Origin of the sequence: Dryocola clanedunensis (assembly GCF_038405435.1) — a bacterium.
Taxonomy (GTDB): domain Bacteria; phylum Pseudomonadota; class Gammaproteobacteria; order Enterobacterales; family Enterobacteriaceae; genus Dryocola; species Dryocola clanedunensis_A.
In genome coordinates, this window is sequence record NZ_JBBYHZ010000008.1 from 144679 (window position 1) to 164531 (window position 19853).

A 19853-nucleotide genomic window follows, 5' to 3' on the forward strand; every position below is an offset into this window, starting at 1 on the left:
ACATCGTCAAGCCATCAATTGTATGAATAGATAATAGCGGCTATTCGCATCCGGCGCGGAATTCGCTCGGGCTGGCCCCGGTACACTTCTTGAAAACGCGGGAAAAATAGAGCTGATCCTCGAAGCCGACGTTGCGCCCGACGCTGGCAATCGGCATGCGGGTGGTACTGAGCAGCAGCTTCGCCTGGCTGATTCGCTGATCTTCACGCCAGCTCAGCACGCTGACGCCAAGCTGCTGGCGGAACAGATGCGATAGGCGGGAGGGGGAAAGGCAGACATGCTGCGCCACGCCAGCTATATCAAAATGGCTGTCCGCAAGATGGTCGCTGATGAACTGGCAGGCATCCCGCACGCGGTTATCCAGCGGCGGCTGCAGCGAAGCGTTAAGCGCCTCCATGCGGCGCAATAACAGCTGTTCAAGCAGGTTAATCGCCAGCAGTTCGGCATAGCGTCCCTCCGCCTGACCCGCGTCGATAATCTGCTGAAACAGCTGCGAAAACCCTTCCTGATGCGTATCGTCCGGGCGATAAAACCCCGTGTTGGCGAACAGCGACTCCCAGTTCAGCCACTCCTGCCAGTAGGCGCGGGGGCGGAAGTAAACCCACTGGTGATACCACTCTTTGCTTTCCGGCGAACGGCCGTAGTGATGCACCTCCCCCGGCGGAAACAGCAGCATGTCGCCGGGGCGGCAGATGTAATTCTTGCCCTGGTTGTTAATCACCCCTTCGCCGCGCACGGTGAGATTCAGAATATATCCCTTCATGCCCAGCGGCCGGTCGATGAAAAAATCCAGCGGCCCGTCGGCCTCAATCGGCGTTAAGCCAGCCACCAGATGGGCGTTAAAAGAGTAGCCGGGTAACAGGGGATCGTTTTGCAGTTCTGGCATCGTTGCGCTCACTCTTATATTGATTTACAGAAACCATTTGTCCATATCATCGTTTTCTGCCCCGCTGCCTGCGCACCGGCTTTCACGAACAGGCTGATTTGTATCATAAAGCCGCAAACAATAAGCACCTACGCTTTTCATCGGCGTGAGGCCGCTTTTTTGAAGCCAACCAAAGTGTCTATAACCACGACAGAAAAGTCCACATCGAATATTTGCACGGCGTCACACTTCGCGATCTCACAGCAGATTCCTCCATAACTACAGCGAATACGACCTGACTCTTTTGCGCTGAGAAATCTAATGTTCACTGCAAGAGTTTTACTTTATGGAGTGAGAAAAATGTCGATTGCGCTGGGCCTCGATTTTGGCAGCGATTCCGTACGCGCCTTAGCAGTAGATTGTGAAAACGGCGCTGAGCTTGCCACGAGCGTAGAGTGGTATCCCCGCTGGCAGGAGGGCCGCTTCTGCGATGCCCCCAACAACCGCTTCCGCCACCATCCGCTGGACTACATTGAATCCATGGAGCAGGCGATAAAATCCGTGCTGGCAGAGCTGAGCGCTGAGCAACGCGCCGCCATCTGCGGCATCGGCGTTGACAGCACTGGGTCTACGCCCGCGCCAATCGACGCCAGCGGCAACGTGCTGGCACTCAATCCTGAATTCGCCGACAACCCGAACGCCATGTTCGTGCTGTGGAAAGATCACACCTCGGTGGAAGAAGCCGAAGCCATCACCCGCCTGTGCCATCAGCCGGGCAAGTCCGACTACTCGCGCTACATCGGCGGCATTTATTCCAGCGAGTGGTTCTGGGCGAAGATCCTCCACGTCACGCGTGAAGATCCAAAAGTCGCTAAAGCAGCCGTGTCCTGGATCGAACTTTGTGACTGGGTTCCCGCGCTGCTGTCCGGTACCACCCGCCCGCAGGATATCCGTCGCGGGCGCTGTAGCGCAGGCCACAAATCCCTGTGGCATGAAGGCTGGGGCGGACTGCCACCGGCAAGCTTCTTTGATGAGCTGGATCCCATCATCAATAAGAATCTCGCCTATCCGATGTTTACCGAAACGTGGACCGCCGATATCCCGGTGGGAAATCTTTCCGCAGAATGGGCCGAACGGCTGGGCCTGCCGCAAAGCGTGGTGATTTCCGGCGGCGCGTTTGACTGCCATATGGGCGCAGTGGGCGCAGGCGCCCAGCCGAATACGCTGGTGAAAGTTATCGGTACCTCCACCTGCGACATTCTCATTGCCGATAAGCCAACCGTTGGCGACCGCGCAGTCAAAGGCATCTGTGGCCAGGTCGACGGCAGCGTCATCCCCGATTTTATTGGCCTTGAGGCCGGACAGTCCGCCTTCGGCGATATCTACGCCTGGTTCGGCCGCGTGCTCGGCTGGCCGCTGGAGCAGCTGGCGCTGCAGCACCCGGAGCTGCGCGATCGGATCAACGCCAGCAAAAAACAGCTGCTGCCCGCGCTGACCGAAGCCTGGGCAAAAAATCCGTCCCTGGAACATCTGCCCGTCATCCTCGACTGGTTTAACGGCCGCCGTACGCCGAATGCCAACCAGCGCCTGAAGGGCGTTATCACAGACTTGAATCTGGCAACCGATGCGCCAGCGCTGTTCGGCGGGCTGATAGCCGCCACGGCCTTCGGCGCCCGCGCCATTATGGAATGCTTCACCGAACAGGGGATCCCGGTGAGCAACGTCATGGCGCTGGGCGGCATCGCCCGCAAGTCACCGGTGATCATGCAGGTGTGCTGCGACGTGCTGAACCGTCCGCTGCAAATCGTTGCTTCCGATCAGTGCTGTGCGCTGGGCGCGGCTATTTTCGCCGCCGTAGCCGCAGGCAAGCACGCGGATATCGCCCAGGCGCAGAAGGCGATGGCCAGCCCGGTCGAAAGCACGCTGCAACCTATTCCGCTACGCGCTGAACGCTTTGAACAGCTCTACCGCCGCTACCAGCAGTGGGCCACCAGCGCCGAGCAACATTATCTTCCTTCAGCGCCTGCGGCAGCTTCTGCCGCAAAGCAGGCCGCGACGACTCTTTAAGGACATAACGATGAATATTTTTGAACAGTATGAAGTGTGGTTTGTGATTGGTAGCCAGCATCTGTACGGCCCGGAAACGCTGCGTCAGGTGACGCAGAATGCCGAACACGTCGTCAACGCGCTGAATAAAGAAGCTAAGCTGCCGTGCAAGCTGGTGCTTAAGCCATTGGGTACTACGCCGGACGAAATCACGGCGATTTGCCGGGATGCGAGCTACGACGATAAGTGCGCGGGCATGGTCGTATGGCTGCACACCTTCTCACCGGCCAAAATGTGGATTAACGGCCTGAGCATCCTGACCAAGCCGCTGCTGCAGTTCCACACCCAGTTCAATGCGCAAATCCCGTGGGGCAGCATTGATATGGACTTTATGAACCTGAACCAGACCGCGCACGGCGGCCGCGAGTTCGGCTTTATCGGCGCGCGTATGCGCCAGCAGCATACCGTGGTAACCGGTCACTGGCAGGATCCGCAGGCGCATAAACGTATTGGTGCCTGGATGCGTCAGGCCGTCTCTAAACAGGATACCCGCCAGCTGAAGGTCGTTCGCTTCGGTGACAACATGCGCGAAGTGGCGGTCACCGACGGGGATAAAGTTGCTGCACAGATGAAGTTCGGCTTCGCCGTGAATACTTACGCGGTGGGCGATCTGGTCTCCGTCGTGAATGCCATCAGCGAAGGCGAGATTAACGCGCTGGTTGATGAATACGAAAGTAGCTATCGCCTGACCGCTGCCGCGCAGGTTAACGGTGAAAAGCGCCAGAACGTGCTGGACGCCGCGCGCATCGAGCTGGGCATGAAGAAATTCCTGGTAGACGGCGGTTTCCACGCCTTCACCACCACCTTTGAAGACCTGCACGGGCTTAAGCAATTGCCGGGCCTTGCGGTACAACGTCTGATGCAGCAGGGCTACGGCTTTGCGGGCGAAGGCGACTGGAAAACCGCCGCCCTGCTTCGCATCATGAAGGTGATGTCAACCGGTCTGCAGGGCGGCACCTCCTTTATGGAGGACTACACCTACAACTTCGAAAACGGCAACGACATGGTGCTCGGCTCGCACATGCTTGAGGTCTGCCCGTCCATTTCTACTCCGGAGAAACCGGTGCTGGACGTGCAGTACCTGGGCATCGGCGGGAAAGCCGATCCGGCCCGTCTGATCTTCAACACCAAAACCGGCCCGGCGGTGAACGCCAGCCTGATCGATCTTGGGGATCGCTTCCGGCTGCTGGTGAACTGCGTCGATGCGGTTGAAACCCCGCACCAGCTGCCAAAACTGCCGGTGGCGAACGCGCTGTGGAAAGCCCAGCCGGATCTGCCGACCGCTTCCGAAGCGTGGATCCTGGCAGGCGGCGCACACCATACCGTGTTCAGCCAGTCCCTGACGCTTGACGATATGCGCACCTTCGCAGAGCTGCACGGCATCGAAATCGCCGTTATCGATAACGAAACCCGCCTGCCAGCGTTCAAAGACTCTCTGCGCTGGAACGAGGTTTATTACAGCTTTAAAAGATAACTCTTACCTGACGTATTTGTAGGGCGGATAAGCAGTGCGCCATCCGCCCTACAACGTCCAAGGACCTGCTATGTTAGAAGAATTAAAGCGCCAGGTGCTGGAGGCCAATCTGGCCCTGCCGCGACACAACCTCGTGACCCTGACCTGGGGCAACGTCAGCGCCGTCGATCGCGAGCGCGGCGTGCTGGTTATCAAACCTTCGGGCGTTGATTACGGCGTGATGACTGCGGAAGATATGGTAGTAGTGAGCCTGGAAACCGGTGAAGTGGTGGAAGGGACAAAAAAACCTTCTTCCGATACGCCAACCCATCGTCTGCTTTACCTGCAGTTCCCGCATATTGGCGGCATTGTTCACACCCACTCGCGCCACGCCACAATCTGGGCGCAGGCCGGGCAGTCCATCCCCGCCACCGGCACCACGCACGCGGACTACTTCTACGGCACCATTCCCTGCACCCGCAAAATGACCGATGAAGAGATCAACGGTGATTACGAGTGGCAGACCGGCGAAGTGATTGTTAAAACCTTCGCCGAGCGCGGCATTGATGCGCTTCAGATGCCGGGCGTGCTGGTGCATTCCCACGGCCCGTTTGCCTGGGGCAAAGATCCCGTTGATGCGGTGCATAATGCGATCGTGCTTGAAGAGGTCGCCTATATGGGGATCTTCTGCCGCCAGCTCACGCCGGATCTGCCCGATATGCAGCAGACGCTGCTGGACAAACACTACCTGCGCAAACACGGCGCGAAGGCCTATTACGGTCAGTAACACTGTACATAAAAGCAGTAATCTTCGGCGAAGTGGTCTATAATCAGGCCACTTTTTCCGTTATGAGAATGCAGCGTGCCGCAAGTTCGTCAGGGTTTTTTACTAACGCGTCACTGGCGGGACACCCCGCGTGGTACAGAGGTGGAATTCTGGCTGGCAACGGATTATGGCCCGGTTAAGGTCTGCCTGCCGCACCAGGAATCCGTCGCTTTTATCCCGCAACCGCAGCAAAGCGAAGCGGCACGAATTCTTGCAGCCGAAAACAACTATCGGCTTACCCCTCTTTCTCTCAAAGACTTCCATCAGCAGCTCGTCTGCGGCCTATACTGCCGCCAGCACCGCCAGCTTATGCGCCTGGAAAAGATCCTGCGCGACGGCGGCGTAAAGGTTTATGAAGGCGATATTCGTCCCCCGGAGCGCTTCCTGATGGAACGCTTTATTACCGCGCCCGTCTGGTTTAGCGGCGTGGAGCGCAACGGCGAATTTACCGAAGCAAAGCTCAAGCCCGCGCCTGATTATCGTCCGCCGCTGAAATGGGTCTCTCTGGACATCGAAACTAACCGCCACGGCGAGCTGTACTGCATCGGGCTGGAGGGCTGCGGGCAGCGTATTGTTTACATGCTCGGCCCGGAAAACGGCGACGCCAGCGGGCTGGACTTCACGCTCGAATACGTTCCCAGCCGCCCCCAGCTAATCGAAAAGCTCAACGCCTGGTTTGAGGAGCACGACCCGGACGTGCTGATCGGCTGGAACGTGGTGCAGTTCGACCTGCGCATGCTGCAAAAGCTGGCGGAACGCTACCAGATTCCGCTGCGGCTTGGGCGCGGGAAGGCGGTGCTGGAGTGGCGCGAGCACGGCTTTAAGCAGGGCGTGTTTTTCGCCCAGGCTGCCGGAAGAGTGATCGTAGATGGGATCGAAGCGCTGAAGTCCGCCTTCTGGAACTTCTCGTCATTCTCGCTGGAGGCCGTTTCCCAGGAGCTGCTTGGCGAGGGAAAATCGATCGACAACCCGTGGGATCGCATGGATGAGATCAACCGCCGCTTCGCCGAAGACAAGCCTGCGCTGGCTAAATACAACCTGAAGGACTGCGAGCTGGTCACGCGGATCTTTCACAAAACGGAGCTGATGCCGTTCCTGCTGGAGCGCGCCACCGTCAACGGCCTGCCGCTGGACAAGCACGGCGGCTCCGTTGCTGCCTTCGGCCACCTTTATATTCCGCGCATGCACCGTGCGGGCTACGTGGCGCCTAATCTGGGCGAAGTTCCGCCTCAGGCAAGCCCCGGCGGCTACGTGATGGATTCGCGTCCCGGCCTGTACGATTCCGTGCTGGTGCTGGATTATAAAAGCCTGTATCCGTCGATTATCCGCACTTTTCTCATCGATCCGGTCGGGCTGGTTGAGGGCATGGCCCACCCCGAGCCGGAAAGCTCTGTCGAAGGATTCCTGGGGGCGCACTTCTCGCGCACGAAGCACTGCCTGCCGGAAATCGTCGGCCAGATCTGGCACGGGCGCGACGAGGCGAAACGCCACGGCAACAAACCGCTTTCCCAGGCGCTGAAGATCATTATGAACGCCTTTTATGGCGTGCTGGGCACCAGCGCCTGCCGCTTCTTCGATCCCCGGCTTGCCTCGTCGATCACCATGCGCGGGCATCAGATCATGCTGCAAACCCGGCAGCTCATCGAAGAGCAGGGTTTTGATGTGATCTACGGCGATACGGACTCCACCTTTGTGTGGCTTAAAAAGCCTCATTCTGAGGAAGACGCCGCACGCATCGGTAAGCGGCTGGTGGAGCACGTGAATAGCTGGTGGACGCAGCATCTGCAGGAGACGCAGCAGCTCAGCAGCGCGCTGGAAATCGAGTTTGAAACGCACTTCTGCCGCTTCCTGATGCCGACCATACGCGGCACCGTTGAGGGCAGTAAAAAGCGCTACGCGGGGATGATCCAGGAGGGCGATAAGCAGCGCATGGTGTTCAAAGGGCTGGAGACGGTGCGCACGGACTGGACGCCGCTGGCCCAGCAGTTTCAGCAGACGCTCTATCTGCGCATCTTCCGCAACGAGCCGTACCAGGACTATATCCGCGAAACCATTGCCAGCCTGATGGCGGGTGAGCTGGATAGCCAGCTGGTCTATCGCAAAAGGCTGCGTCGCCCGCTGAGCGAATACCAGAAAAACGTGCCGCCCCACGTGCGGGCCGCGCGCCTTGCGGACGAGCATAATCAGCGCCTGGGTCGCCCGTCCCAGTACCAGAACCGCGGCACCATAAAGTACGTCATGACGCTGAGCGGACCGGAACCTGTGGATTATCAGCAGTCGCCGCTGGACTACGATCACTACCTCACCCGCCAGCTGCAGCCCGTGGCGGAGGGAATTTTACCTTTCCTTGAGGATGACTTTGCTACACTGATGACAGGGCAATTAGGGCTATTTTGACGGTGACGAACGCGCCTGCTTCCAGTACCATAGCGCCCTCCTGAAACATCCTAAAACCCATTTTGTACTACCGCCCTCTTTTGCGCGCGGTCGTAATGCTATTGCCTGCAAATCTTAGTCACTGATAATAGAGCCGAAATCTTATGCCTTTTACACTTGGTCAACGTTGGATCAGCGATACCGAAAGCGAACTGGGACTGGGAACCGTGGTCGCCATCGACCCCCGCATGGTTACCCTGCTTTTCCCCGCCACCGGTGAAAATCGTCTGTACGCCAGAAATGACTCGCCTATCACCCGCGTGATGTTTAACCCGGGCGATACCGTCACCAGCCATGAAGGCTGGCAACTCAAAGTTGATGAAGTTAAGGAAGAAAACGGCCTGCTCGCCTATGTTGGCACCCGTCTGGACACCGAAGAAGCCGGTACCCTGCTGCGCGAAGTGTTCCTCGACAGCAAGCTGGTCTTCAGCAAGCCGCAGGACCGCCTGTTCGCCGGTCAGATCGACCGCATGGACCGTTTTGCCCTGCGCTACCGCTCCCGCGTCTATCAGAGCGAGCAGTATCGCCAGCCGTGGAGCGGCCTGCGCGGCATGCGTACCAGCCTGATCCCGCACCAGCTGAATATCGCCCACGATGTGGGACGCCGCCACGCGCCGCGCGTTCTGCTGGCCGATGAAGTCGGCCTGGGCAAAACTATCGAAGCCGGGATGATCCTGCACCAGCAGCTGCTGGCCGGCAGCGCCGAGCGCGTGCTGATCGTGGTACCGGAAACCCTGCAGCACCAGTGGCTTGTGGAGATGCTGCGCCGCTTTAACCTGCGCTTCGCGCTGTTCGACGACGAGCGCTACGCCGAAGCCCAGCACGACAGCGATAACCCGTTCGAAACCGAACAGCTGGTTATCTGCTCCCTTGATTTTGTCCGCCGCAGCAAACAGCGCCTTGAGCACCTGTGCGACGCCGAGTGGGACCTGATGGTGGTCGATGAAGCCCACCACCTGGTGTGGAGCGAAGACGCCCCGAGCCGTGAATACCAGGCCATCGAACAGCTTGCTGAACGTGTACCTGGCGTACTGCTGCTGACCGCCACCCCGGAACAGCTCGGCATGGAGAGCCACTTCGCGCGTCTGCGCCTGCTGGACCCAAGCCGCTTCCACGATTTCGAGCAGTTTGTCGAAGAGCAGCAGAACTACCGTCCGGTGGCCGATGCCGTAGCACTTCTGCTGGCGGGGAACCCGCTGACCAACGACCAGCTTAATGCCCTGGGCGAGCTGATCGGCGAACAGGACATCGAGCCGCTGCTGCAAACCGCCAACAGCGATCGCGACGGCAGCCAGGCCGCGCGCCAGGAGCTGATTTCCATGCTGATGGACCGCCACGGCACCAGCCGCGTGCTGTTCCGCAACACCCGTAACGGCGTGAAAGGCTTCCCGAAACGCGAGCTGCACACTATTCGCCTGCCGCTGCCAACGCAGTATCAGACCGCGATTAAAGTCTCCGGCATTATGGCGGCTCGTAAGTCTGTAGAAGATCGCGCCCGCGATATGCTCTACCCGGAGCAGATTTATCAGGAGTTTGAAGGCGACACCGGTACCTGGTGGAACTTCGACCCGCGCGTTGAGTGGCTGATGGGCTACCTGACCAGCCACCGCTCCAAAAAGGTGCTGGTGATTTGTGCCAAAGCAGCCACGGCACTTCAACTGGAGCAGGTCCTGCGCGAGCGTGAAGGCATCCGTGCCGCCGTGTTCCACGAAGGCATGTCGATTATCGAGCGTGACCGCGCCGCCGCCTGGTTTGCCGAAGAGGACACCGGCGCGCAGGTGCTGCTGTGCTCTGAAATCGGCTCCGAAGGCCGCAACTTCCAGTTCGCCAGCAACCTGGTGATGTTCGACCTGCCGTTCAACCCGGACCTGCTTGAGCAGCGTATCGGCCGTCTGGACCGTATCGGCCAGGCGCACGATATTCAGATCCACGTGCCTTACCTCGAAAAAACGGCTCAGTCCGTGCTGGTGAAGTGGTTCCACGAAGGGCTGGATGCGTTCGAACACACCTGCCCTACCGGCCGCGCAATCTACGACAACGTTTATACCCAGCTGATTGAGTACCTGGCTTCACCTGAAAATACCGACGGCTTCGACACGCTAATCAAACAGTGTCGCGAGCAGCACGACGCGCTGAAGCTGCAGCTGGAACAGGGCCGCGACCGCCTGCTGGAGATCCACTCCAACGGCGGCGAGAAGTCCCAGGCGCTGGCGCAGGCGATTTCCGAGCAGGATAACGACACCAACCTGGTGAGCTTCGCCCTGAACCTGTTCGATATCGTGGGTATTAACCAGGACGATCGCGGCGACAATATGGTCGTGCTGACCCCGGGCGATCACATGCTGGTGCCTGACTTCCCCGGCCTGCCGGAAGATGGCTGCACGATTACCTTCGAGCGTGATGTCGCCCTGTCCCGCGAAGACGCGCAGTTTGTTACCTGGGAACACCCAATCATCCGCAACGGTCTGGATTTGATTCTGTCCGGCGATACCGGCAGCTGCGCGCTGTCCCTGCTGAAGAACAAAGCCCTGCCGGTAGGCACGCTGCTGGTAGAGCTGGTGTACGTCGTTGAGGCAAAAGCGCCGAAGCAGCTCCAGCTCAACCGCTTCCTGCCGCCAACGCCGGTACGCATGCTGGTGGACAAAAACGGCACCAACCTCGCAGCGCAGGTGGAGTTCGAAAGCTTCAACCGCCAGCTGAGCGCGGTTAACCGTCACACCGGCAGCAAGCTGGTTAACGCCGTGCAGCCTGACGTTCACGCCATTTTGCAGCTTGCCGAAGAGAAAGTGGAAGCGGCAGCGCAGGTGCTGATTAAAGCAGCACGTGAAGAGGCCGACGAGAAGCTCAGCGCCGAACTGTCCCGTCTGGAAGCGCTGAAGGCCGTCAACCCGAACATTCGTGATGACGAACTCGAAGCCATCGAAAGCAACCGCCTGCAGGTGCTGGAAAGCCTCGCGCAGGCCAACTGGCGACTGGACGCGCTGCGTCTCATCGTGGTGACGCACCAGTAATGATTATGGAACCCTATAACCCGCCAATGGATCCCTGGCTGGTCATCCTTTATCAGGATGAACACATCATGGTCGTCAACAAGCCTTCGGGGTTGTTGTCGGTGCCTGGGCGTCTTGAAGAGCATAAAGACAGCGTGATGACGCGCATTCAACGCGACTTCCCGCAGGCAGAATCCGTTCATCGTCTGGATATGGCCACCAGCGGCGTGATTGCGGTGGCGCTGACCAAGGCCGCCGAGCGCGAGCTGAAACGCCAGTTCCGCGAGCGTGAACCGAAGAAGCAGTATGTGGCGAGGGTATGGGGTCATCCACAGCCAGAAACGGGCACGGTGGATTTACCGCTGATATGCGACTGGCCGAACCGGCCAAAGCAGATGGTGTGTCATGAAACCGGCAAGGCGGCGCAGACGGAATATGAAGTGCTGGAGTATGCAGCGGATAACTCCGCTCGCGTTCTGCTGAAACCGATAACCGGGCGTTCGCATCAGCTTCGCGTTCACATGCTGGCGCTGGGCCATCCGATTCTGGGCGACCGTTTCTACGCTACGCCCGAGGCGCTGGCAATGGCCCCGCGTTTACAGCTGCATGCTGAAATGCTGACCATTACCCATCCCGCCTACGGCACGCCGATGACGTTTCGCGCCCCGGCTGATTTCTAAAATCCCCTCACCCTGTTCCCTCGCTCCAAAGAAGAGAGGGAACAGGATCGAGAGATCCGGGGGGAAGTTCGCTGTTACTTAAACCCTTTCGCCGTCTTGATCAGATCGTAGGCTTTCTGGATCTCCTGAGCTTTCTGCTTCGCCATCTGCATCATCTCCGGCGGCAGGCCTTTAGCGACCAGCTTATCCGGGTGGTGCTCACTCATTAGCTTGCGGTACGCGCGTTTGATAACCGTTGGCTCATCAGTACTTTTTACCCCTAATACGTTACAGGCGTCCTCAAGCGTTGGCCCGCGCTGCTGCTGGAACCCACCGCCCTGCTGCTGACCGTAGCCGCCGCCAAACTGCTGGCCGCCCTCCATCATGCGCAGGAACTGATCGAACTGAACGCGGGAGATACCCAGCTCTTCGGCAATGACGTACAGCACTTCGCGCTCGTTAGGGTGCAAAGAGCCGTCGGCGAACGCCGCCTGAATCTGGATTTCCAGAAACATCCTAATCAAATCGAAGCGTCCAAAACAGACGCTCCGCAGCTGACGCATCTTTTCGCGCAGCGGATAGCCGTTTTCTTTACCTACGCGAAATGCGTGCTGGGCCGCACTTCTTGCATCGCCATGCAGCTGCATGCGATCCATCAGTAACGACGCAATCTGAATGTCGGCTTCGGTCACGCGACCTTTCGATTTGGTGAGATGCCCCATCACTTCGAAGGTGGTGCTAAAGAACAGCGACTGGCGCTGCTGCTGGTTGGAGAACCATGCGCTACGGCGGGTGCGAGCCTTATCAATGGCATGACCGATAAGTAAGCCGAATACAACACCCCAGAAGCCACCGCCCATAATAAGTGCTATTGCGACACCGAGAACTTTACCCCAATACTGCATATACTCCCCAAATCGTCATGCTGTCGGCTAGAATTTGCTTTATCATACCCGTCATTGATAGCGGTGCCTAACAGCAGACTGCACAACGGACAGGATTAACACTAGCGCTGCGATGATGAGTAAGTTAGTCTCTGACCGTTTGCCGCGCTAAGCCATTGATGATGGAACAACGAATAACACGTATGAAAAAACGTATTCCCACCTTGCTGGCCACCCTGATTGGCACAGCGCTTTATAGCCAACAAGGTCTGGCTGCCGATCTCGCCTCGCAGTGTATGCTGGGCGTACCAAGCTATAATCGCCCGTTGATCGAAGGCGATACCAATAACCTCCCGGTTACGATTAATGCTGACCACGCAAAAGGGGATTACCCCGACAACGCGGTGTTCACCGGCAACGTAGATATTCAGCAGGGCAATAGTCGTCTGCAATCAGATGAAGTCCAGCTGCACCAGAAACAAGTTGATGGCCAGCCCGACCCGGTGCGTACTGTAGATGCCCTGGGCAACGTTCACTACGACGATAATCAGGTGATCCTCAAAGGCCCTAAAGCCTGGTCAAACCTGAACACCAAAGATACCAACGTCTGGGACGGCAATTACCAGATGGTTGACCGCCAGGGGCGCGGTACCGCAAACCTGATGAAACAGCGCGCGAACAACCGCTACACCATCTTAGAAAACGGGACTTTTACCTCCTGTCTGCCGGGTACCAATACCTGGAGCGTGGTGGGCAGCACCGTTATTCAGGATCGTGAAGAAGAAGTTGCGGAAATCTGGAATGCGCGCTTCAAGCTCGGCCCGGTCCCGGTCTTTTACAGCCCTTATTTACAGTTACCGATCGGCGATAAGCGCCGCTCCGGTTTCCTGATGCCTAACGCCAAATACAGCTCCAATAACGGCCTTGAATTTACGCTGCCGTATTACTGGAACATTGCGCCAAACTTCGATGCCACCATTACGCCAAACTATATGGAAGAGCGTGGCATTCAGTGGCAGAACGAATTCCGCTATCTGACCGTAGCGGGCGCTGGCGTGATGGAGTTTGACTACCTGGGCTCAGACGATGAATACAAGAATGAACCCGGCGTAAAACCTGATGACGATGGCCACCGCTGGCTGTTCTACTGGAACCACAGCGGCGTGCTGGACCAGGTATGGCGCTTCAACGTCGACTACACCAAAGTCAGCGACGACAAATACTTTAACGACTTCTCGTCCCAGTACGGTTCAAGCACCGACGGCTACGCCACGCAGAAGTTCAGCGTCGGCTACGCCATTGAAAACTTTGACGCGACGCTGTCTACCAAACAGTTCCAGGTCTTTGAATCACAACGAGGCAATAACTCGTACGCGGCCCAGCCGCAGCTGGACATGAACTTCTATCAGAACGATGTGGGTCCGTTTGATACCCGCATTTATGGCCAGGCCGTGAAGTTCACCAACGTGAACGACAATATGCCGGAAGCCACGCGTCTGCATATCGAGCCAACCATCAGCCTGCCGCTCTCTAACGGCTGGGCGAGCCTGAATACCGAAGCAAAACTGTTGGCGACCCACTATCAGCAGGATAACCTCGATAAATATAAAGAAAACGTTGATGCGAACAGCAAGCTTAAAAGCTCTGTAAACCGCACCATGCCGCAGTTCAAGGTTGACGGTAAGCTTATCTTTGACCGGGATATGGATTCTGCAGCAGGCTGGTCGCAAACTCTGGAACCACGCGTGCAGTACCTGTATGTCCCGTATCGTGACCAGAGCTCCATCAACAACTACGACTCATCTTTACTGCAGTCGGACTACAGCGGCCTGTTCCGTGACAGAACTTACGGCGGCCTGGACCGCATCGCTTCGGCAAACCAGGTCACTACCGGCGTCACGACGCGTATTTATGATGACGCCTCCGTTGAACGTTTTAACGTATCCGTAGGTCAAATCTACTACTTTACCCAGTCTCGCACCGGGGATGACAACATCAACTGGGAAAAAGACAAAGATACCGGCTCCGTTATCTGGGCGGGCGATACCTACTGGCGTATGACCGACCGCTGGGGTTTACGCGGCGGCGTTCAATATGATGCGCGTCTGGCTAACGTGGCAACCGGTAACGGTACCGTCGAATACCGTCGCGATAACGACCGCCTGGTGCAGATGAACTACCGTTATGCCAGCCCGGAATACATTCAGGCTACCCTGCCAAGTTTCGCGACGGCAGAGCAGTATAAAGAAGGTATCTCTCAGGTTGGTATGACAGCAAGCTGGCCGATCGTCGATCGCTGGTCCGTGGTGGGGGCGTATTATTACGATACCAACGCGAAGCAGGCGGCGGATTCCATGCTGGCGGTGCAGTATAACTCCTGCTGCTATGCGATTCGTGTTGGCTACGAGCGCAAAATCAACGGCTGGGAAAATGATGAAAGCAAATACGACAACGTGTTTGGCTTTAACATCGAGTTACGCGGCCTGAGCTCTAACTATGGCCTGGGCACACAGCAGATGTTGCGTTCCAACATCCTGCCGTATCAGAGCTCGATGTAATTCACTTTGACTGAAAACGTAATCCGCATTGCGGCTAAGTAAAAATGGAAAAAGTATGAAGAACTGGAGAACGCTGCTTCTCGGTGTCGCCCTGGTGGCGAACACTGCCTTCGCAGCGCCACAAGTGGTCGACAAAGTAGCAGCCGTTGTAAACAACGGTGTAGTTCTGGAAAGCGATGTCGATGGCTTGATGCAATCGGTAAAACTTAACGCTCAGCAGGCCGGTCAGCAGTTACCTGATGACAACGCGCTGCGCCACCAGATTCTGGAACGCCTGATCATGGACCAAATCGTCCTGCAGATGGGCACCAAAATGGGCGTGAAAGTTACCGACGATCAGCTTGATAAAGCGATTGCGGATATCGCCGCGCAGAACAAAATGAGTATGGATCAGATGCGCAGCCGTCTGGCCTATGACGGCATCAACTACAACACTTACCGTAGCCAGATCCGTAAAGAGATGACTATTTCGGAAGTGCGTAACAACGAAGTGCGTCGTCGCGTCACCATCCTGCCTCAGGAAGTGGACTCGCTGGCGCAGCAGGTTGGCAGCCAGAACGACAGCAGCACCGAGCTGAACCTGAGCCACATCCTGATTGCCCTGCCGGAAAACCCAACGTCCGCTCAGGTTGACGATGCGGAAAAACAGGCGCGTGACATTGTTTCCCAGGCGCAAAGCGGTGCGGACTTCGGCAAGCTGGCTATCACCTACTCTGCCGACCAGCAGGCGCTGAAGGGCGGCCAGATGGGCTGGGGCCGTATCCAGGAGCTGCCGTCTATCTTTGCTCAGGCGCTGGCTACCGCGAAGAAAGGCGACGTTATTGGTCCCGTTCGTTCCGGCGTCGGTTTCCATATCCTGAAGGTTAACGATCTGCGCGGTCAGACCCAGAGCATCTCTGTGACCGAAGTGCACGCACGTCACATCCTGCTTAAGCCATCACCGATCATGACCGATCAGCAGGCGCGCCAGAAGCTTGAACAAATCGCAGCCGACATCAAGAGTGGCAAAACCACCTTCGAAAAAGCCGCAAAAGAGTTCTCTGACGATCCTGGCTCTGCCAACCAGGGCGGCGATCTGGGCTGGGCTTCTCCGGACATCTACGATCCGGCCTTCCGCGACGCGATCATGAAGCTGAACAAGGGCCAGACCAGCGAGCCGGTGCACTCCTCCTTCGGCTGGCACTTAATCGAGCTGCTGGATACCCGCAAAGTGGATAAAACCGACGCGGCGCAGAAAGATCGTGCTTACCGCATGCTGTTTAACCGTAAGTTCTCTGAAGAAGCGCAGACCTGGATGCAGGAACAGCGCGCCAGCGCTTACGTGAAGATTATCGGCAGCAATGGCTAATATTGCTCGTGTGACCATCACTCCCGGCGAACCCGCCGGGATTGGTCCCGACCTGGTTGTCGCGCTGGCAGGCCGCGACTGGCCCGTTGAACTGGTCGTCTGCGCCTCCCCTGAATTACTGCTCGAACGAGCCGCCACGCTGAACCTCCCGCTGACCCTGATTCCTTACCAGCCCGACCAGACCCCCCTGCCGCAGGCAGCAGGCACGCTAACGATTCTGCCCGTTGCTTTACATGCTCCGGTGGTACCAGGCCAGCTTGATGTCCGTAACAGCACTTATGTGATAGAAACACTCGCCCGCGCCTGTGACGGTTGCATAAATGGGGAGTTCGCCGCGCTCATCACCGGGCCGGTACATAAAGGCATCATCAACGATGCTGGCGTGCCGTTTATCGGTCATACCGAGTTCTTCGAAGAGCGCTCGCACAGCGAAAAAGTTGTGATGATGCTCGCAACCGAAGAGCTTCGCGTTGCGCTGGCGACCACGCATTTGCCGCTGAAAGCCATTTCTGAGGCAATTACGCCAGATTTATTACGCCAGATAATCACCATCCTGTATCATGACCTGCAAACCAAGTTTGGTATTGCACAGCCTCACGTGCTGGTGTGCGGCCTGAACCCTCATGCAGGGGAAGGTGGGCACATGGGCACGGAAGAGATCGACACGATAATCCCGGTACTAAACGAGATGCGCGCGCTGGGTATGAACCTGTCCGGCCCGCTGCCTGCTGATACACTCTTTCAGCCAAAGTATCTCGACCACGCCGATGCAGTACTGGCGATGTATCACGACCAGGGATTACCGGTTCTGAAATATCAGGGCTTTGGTCGCGCGGTGAATATCACGTTAGGCTTACCTTTTATCCGCACTTCGGTTGACCATGGCACAGCGCTAGAGCTGGCAGGCCAGGGGAAAGCCGATGTCGGCAGTTTTACTACGGCGCTTAATCTCGCCATCAAAATGATTACGAATACTCAATGAATACTCGCGTCCACCAGGGCCACTTAGCCCGTAAACGTTTTGGACAAAACTTCCTTAATGACCAGTTCGTTATCGAAAGTATTGTCTCCGCTATTAATCCACAGAAAGGCCAGGCGATGGTTGAAATCGGCCCCGGCCTCGGTGCATTAACCGAGCCTGTGGGTGAACGCCTGGACGAAATGACCGTTATCGAACTCGACCGCGATCTGGCGGCCCGTCTGCAAACGCATCCGTTCCTCGCACCGAAGCTGACCATTTATCAGCAGGATGCCATGACCATGGACTTCGCCGAGCTGTCGAAGAAAATTGGCCAGCCGCTGCGCGTGTTCGGCAACCTGCCGTACAACATCTCTACGCCGTTGATGTTCCATCTCTTTAGCTATACTGATGCCATTGCGGACATGCACTTCATGCTGCAAAAAGAGGTGGTCAACCGCCTGGTTGCAGGACCAAACAGTAAAGCGTATGGTCGTTTATCAGTGATGGCGCAATATTATTGCAACGTGATCCCGGTGCTGGAAGTGCCGCCAACGGCCTTTACGCCTGCGCCGAAAGTGGATTCCGCCGTGGTGCGCCTGGTGCCTCATGCTACCATCCCGCATCCGGTCAAAGAGCTGCGTGTGTTGAGCCGCATCACGACGGAGGCCTTTAACAAGCGCCGCAAAACGATTCGCAACAGCCTTGGCCATCTGTTCAGCGCCGAGGTGATGGCAGAGCTGGGCGTCGACGCGACCCTGCGCGCTGAGAACATCTCAGTCGCCCAGTATTGCCAGCTGGCAAACTATCTGGCTGAACATCCTCAGCCGCAGGAGAGTTAACGATGTTGAATTCGCCCCGCGTATGCGTTCAGGTACAAAGCGTCTATATCGAATCCCAGTCCTCCCCGGAGAACGAACGTTTCGTCTTTGCTTATACCGTAACCATCCGCAACCTGGGGCGAACGCCGGTGCAGCTTCTGGGTCGTTACTGGCTTATCACTAACGGCAACGGCCACGAAACCGAAGTGCAGGGCGAAGGCGTGATTGGCGTTCAGCCCCACATCGAGCCGGGCAACGAATACAGCTATACCAGCGGCGCCGTGCTTGAAACGCCGCTGGGCACCATGCAGGGCCATTATGAAATGGTCGATTCTCAGGGCGAGGCGTTCCGCGTCGCTATTCCCGTCTTCCGTCTGGCCATTCCAGCCTTCATTCACTGATACGATGTCAACATACCTGATTGGCGATGTTCACGGCTGTTACGATGAACTGATCGCCCTGCTGCAACAGGTTGAGTTTACGCCTGGCAAAGATACTTTATGGCTGACGGGCGATTTAGTCGCGCGCGGCCCCGGTTCGCTTGAGGTCCTGCGCTACGTACGTGGGCTGGGCGACAGCGTGCGCCTGGTGCTCGGCAATCATGACCTGCACCTGCTTGCGGTGTATGCAGGCATTAGCCGGAACAAGCCAAAAGACCGCGTTTCGCAACTGCTGGAAGCACCGGACGTTGACGAGCTGCTGAACTGGCTGCGTCGCCAGCCGCTAATCCAGGTGGATAACGAAAAAATGCTGGTGATGGCCCACGCGGGTATTACTCCGCAGTGGGATATCGACACCGCCATAGCCTGCGCCCGCGATGTCGAAGCCGTACTCTCGAGCGACAGCTATCCGCTGTTCCTGGACGCCATGTACGGCGATATGCCGAACAACTGGTCGCCGGAGCTGTCGGGGCTTGCGCGTTTGCGGTTTATCACCAACTCTCTGACCCGTATGCGCTACTGCTTCCCGAACGGCCAGCTGGATATGTACTGCAAAGACACGCCGGAAAGCGCGCCTGCGCCGCTCAAGCCGTGGTTTGCGATTCCCGGTCCGGTTACCGCCAAATATTCAGTGGTCTTCGGCCACTGGGCTTCGCTTGAAGGAAAAGGGACGCCGGAGGGGATCTACGGGCTGGATACCGGCTGCTGCTGGGGCGGGGATTTAACCTGTCTGCGCTGGGAAGATAAAGCGTATTTCGTGCAGCCCTCGAACCGTAAGGCCGACATCGGCGACGGTGATACCGCAATAGCCTCATAAAAAACCCGGTGAAAACCGGGTTTTTTATTCAGTCGTAGGTCGGATAAGCGAAGCGCCATCCGACACAACATCTTTTAGCGACGTTCCAGAATCTCAAAACAATAACCGTGCGAGTTTTGCTCGTCGGCATCGTGGAATTCGCTGAACGTTGACTGCCACTCGTCCGGATCGTAATCCGGGAAGTGCGTATCCCCTTCGACTTCCGCATCAATGTGCGTCAGATACAGGCGCTGCGCTTTCGGCAGGAACTGGTCGTAGACGCGACCGCCGCCAATTACCATCACCTCTTCGGCGTCGCCGCAGGCGCTGATAGCGTCTTCAACCGAGCTGACCCACACAACCCGATCGTCGGTGCCCGGCTTGCTGCTGATAACAATATTCTTACGGCCCGGCAGCGGACGGCCGATAGATTCCCAGGTCAGACGCCCCATCACGACCGGTTTATTTAACGTGTTACGTTTAAACCAGGCCAGATCGGCCGGTATGTCCCAGGGCATGGCGTTTTCCATGCCAATAACGCGATCTACCGCTAAAGCAGCAATCAGACTGATCATTCTATTAACCCAAGGGTGGTGAAAAAATTGCCGCCACTATACGGAAAGCGCAATCTTTCGTCGACTGCCCGATCCCCCTGCTGGAAGAAATTTTTTTGTTCTGCAAAGCAGTAACCTCTTCCGTTAGCGGAGGGGTCC

15 protein-coding genes are annotated in these 19853 nt (G+C 57.3%); 12 read left to right on the forward strand and 3 right to left on the reverse strand.

Features of this window, described 5'->3' with window-relative positions; all coding sequences use genetic code 11:
- Positions 1–40 precede the first annotated feature (40 nt).
- Entirely contained in the window at positions 41–886 is an 846-nt protein-coding gene (gene araC / locus AAE045_RS17110) for an arabinose operon transcriptional regulator AraC (RefSeq protein WP_202301240.1), read from the reverse strand.
- 339 nt (positions 887–1225) lie between these two features.
- On the opposite strand from araC, the gene araB reads away from it, so the two are divergent.
- The 6 genes from araB to rluA all read left to right on the forward strand — a co-directional run bounded on the left by araB (position 1226) and on the right by rluA (position 11356).
- Complete coding sequence (araB, locus tag AAE045_RS17115) at positions 1226–2932, forward strand: ribulokinase (RefSeq protein ID WP_455548755.1); 1707 nt, start codon at positions 1226–1228, stop codon at positions 2930–2932.
- Positions 2933–2942: 10 nt separating this feature from the next.
- Positions 2943–4445 carry an L-arabinose isomerase gene (gene araA, locus AAE045_RS17120; RefSeq protein ID WP_455548756.1) on the forward strand — a complete coding sequence of 501 codons (1503 nt, stop codon included), beginning with the start codon at positions 2943–2945 and terminating at the stop codon, positions 4443–4445.
- Between the two features lie 70 nt (positions 4446–4515).
- Positions 4516–5211: an L-ribulose-5-phosphate 4-epimerase gene (gene araD / locus AAE045_RS17125; protein WP_455548757.1), complete on the forward strand. Its 696-nt coding sequence runs from the start codon at positions 4516–4518 to the stop codon at positions 5209–5211.
- A 75-nt stretch (positions 5212–5286) separates the two neighbouring features.
- A complete protein-coding gene (gene polB, locus AAE045_RS17130; protein WP_455548758.1) occupies positions 5287–7647 on the forward strand; it encodes a DNA polymerase II in 2361 nt (786 codons plus the stop codon).
- Positions 7648–7790: 143 nt separating this feature from the next.
- The gene (gene rapA, locus AAE045_RS17135; RefSeq protein ID WP_455548759.1) at positions 7791–10697 is read left to right on the forward strand and encodes an RNA polymerase-associated protein RapA; all 2907 of its coding nucleotides are present in this window, start codon (positions 7791–7793) and stop codon (positions 10695–10697) included.
- A complete protein-coding gene (gene rluA / locus AAE045_RS17140; protein WP_455548760.1) occupies positions 10697–11356 on the forward strand; it encodes a bifunctional tRNA pseudouridine(32) synthase/23S rRNA pseudouridine(746) synthase RluA in 660 nt (219 codons plus the stop codon). Before rapA ends, rluA begins: the two co-directional genes overlap by 1 nt.
- 74 nt (positions 11357–11430) lie before the next feature.
- On the opposite strand, the gene djlA is transcribed toward rluA, so the two are convergent.
- Complete coding sequence (gene djlA / locus AAE045_RS17145) at positions 11431–12240, reverse strand: co-chaperone DjlA (protein ID WP_455426899.1); 810 nt, start codon at positions 12238–12240, stop codon at positions 11431–11433.
- Between the two features lie 182 nt (positions 12241–12422).
- Between djlA and lptD the strand changes: the two genes are divergently transcribed.
- Genes lptD through apaH form a run of 6 tightly spaced genes read left to right on the forward strand, consistent with a single transcriptional unit; the run spans position 12423 to position 19161 of the window.
- Entirely contained in the window at positions 12423–14777 is a 2355-nt protein-coding gene (lptD, locus tag AAE045_RS17150; protein WP_455548761.1) for an LPS assembly protein LptD, read from the forward strand.
- 55 nt (positions 14778–14832) lie between these two features.
- On the forward strand, positions 14833–16125 hold the full coding sequence (gene surA / locus AAE045_RS17155) for a peptidylprolyl isomerase SurA (protein ID WP_455548762.1): 1293 nt from the start codon (positions 14833–14835) through the stop codon (positions 16123–16125).
- Complete coding sequence (pdxA, locus tag AAE045_RS17160; protein ID WP_455548763.1) at positions 16118–17107, forward strand: 4-hydroxythreonine-4-phosphate dehydrogenase PdxA; 990 nt, start codon at positions 16118–16120, stop codon at positions 17105–17107. Before surA ends, pdxA begins: the two co-directional genes overlap by 8 nt.
- Positions 17104–17925, forward strand: coding sequence for a 16S rRNA (adenine(1518)-N(6)/adenine(1519)-N(6))-dimethyltransferase RsmA (rsmA, locus tag AAE045_RS17165; RefSeq protein ID WP_455548764.1), 822 nt, complete (start codon positions 17104–17106; stop codon positions 17923–17925). The genes pdxA and rsmA overlap by 4 nt, the downstream gene beginning before the upstream one ends.
- Positions 17926–17927: 2 nt before the next feature.
- A complete protein-coding gene (gene apaG, locus AAE045_RS17170; RefSeq protein ID WP_167611223.1) occupies positions 17928–18305 on the forward strand; it encodes a Co2+/Mg2+ efflux protein ApaG in 378 nt (125 codons plus the stop codon).
- Between the two features lie 4 nt (positions 18306–18309).
- On the forward strand, positions 18310–19161 hold the full coding sequence (gene apaH, locus AAE045_RS17175; RefSeq protein ID WP_455548765.1) for a bis(5'-nucleosyl)-tetraphosphatase (symmetrical) ApaH: 852 nt from the start codon (positions 18310–18312) through the stop codon (positions 19159–19161).
- Positions 19162–19235: 74 nt separating this feature from the next.
- On the opposite strand, the gene folA is transcribed toward apaH, so the two are convergent.
- Complete coding sequence (gene folA / locus AAE045_RS17180; RefSeq protein ID WP_455548766.1) at positions 19236–19715, reverse strand: type 3 dihydrofolate reductase; 480 nt, start codon at positions 19713–19715, stop codon at positions 19236–19238.
- Between the last annotated feature and the right edge of the window lie 138 nt (positions 19716–19853).

Bases quoted from the DNA above. Each gene is read 5' to 3' on its own strand.
- surA (WP_455548762.1), top strand. From the start codon at position 14,833: ATGAAGAACTGGAGAACGCTGCTTCTCGGTGTCGCCCTGGTGGCGAAC.
- pdxA (WP_455548763.1), top strand. From the start codon at position 16,118: ATGGCTAATATTGCTCGTGTGACCATCACTCCCGGCGAACCCGCCGGG.
- lptD (WP_455548761.1), top strand. From the start codon at position 12,423: ATGAAAAAACGTATTCCCACCTTGCTGGCCACCCTGATTGGCACAGCG.
- araB (WP_455548755.1), top strand. From the start codon at position 1,226: ATGTCGATTGCGCTGGGCCTCGATTTTGGCAGCGATTCCGTACGCGCC.
- araD (WP_455548757.1), top strand. From the start codon at position 4,516: ATGTTAGAAGAATTAAAGCGCCAGGTGCTGGAGGCCAATCTGGCCCTG.
- folA (WP_455548766.1), bottom strand. From the start codon at position 19,715: ATGATCAGTCTGATTGCTGCTTTAGCGGTAGATCGCGTTATTGGCATG.
- rsmA (WP_455548764.1), top strand. From the start codon at position 17,104: ATGAATACTCGCGTCCACCAGGGCCACTTAGCCCGTAAACGTTTTGGA.
- apaG (WP_167611223.1), top strand. From the start codon at position 17,928: ATGTTGAATTCGCCCCGCGTATGCGTTCAGGTACAAAGCGTCTATATC.
- apaH (WP_455548765.1), top strand. From the start codon at position 18,310: ATGTCAACATACCTGATTGGCGATGTTCACGGCTGTTACGATGAACTG.
- araA (WP_455548756.1), top strand. From the start codon at position 2,943: ATGAATATTTTTGAACAGTATGAAGTGTGGTTTGTGATTGGTAGCCAG.
- rluA (WP_455548760.1), top strand. From the start codon at position 10,697: ATGATTATGGAACCCTATAACCCGCCAATGGATCCCTGGCTGGTCATC.
- rapA (WP_455548759.1), top strand. From the start codon at position 7,791: ATGCCTTTTACACTTGGTCAACGTTGGATCAGCGATACCGAAAGCGAA.
- araC (WP_202301240.1), bottom strand. From the start codon at position 886: ATGCCAGAACTGCAAAACGATCCCCTGTTACCCGGCTACTCTTTTAAC.
- djlA (WP_455426899.1), bottom strand. From the start codon at position 12,240: ATGCAGTATTGGGGTAAAGTTCTCGGTGTCGCAATAGCACTTATTATG.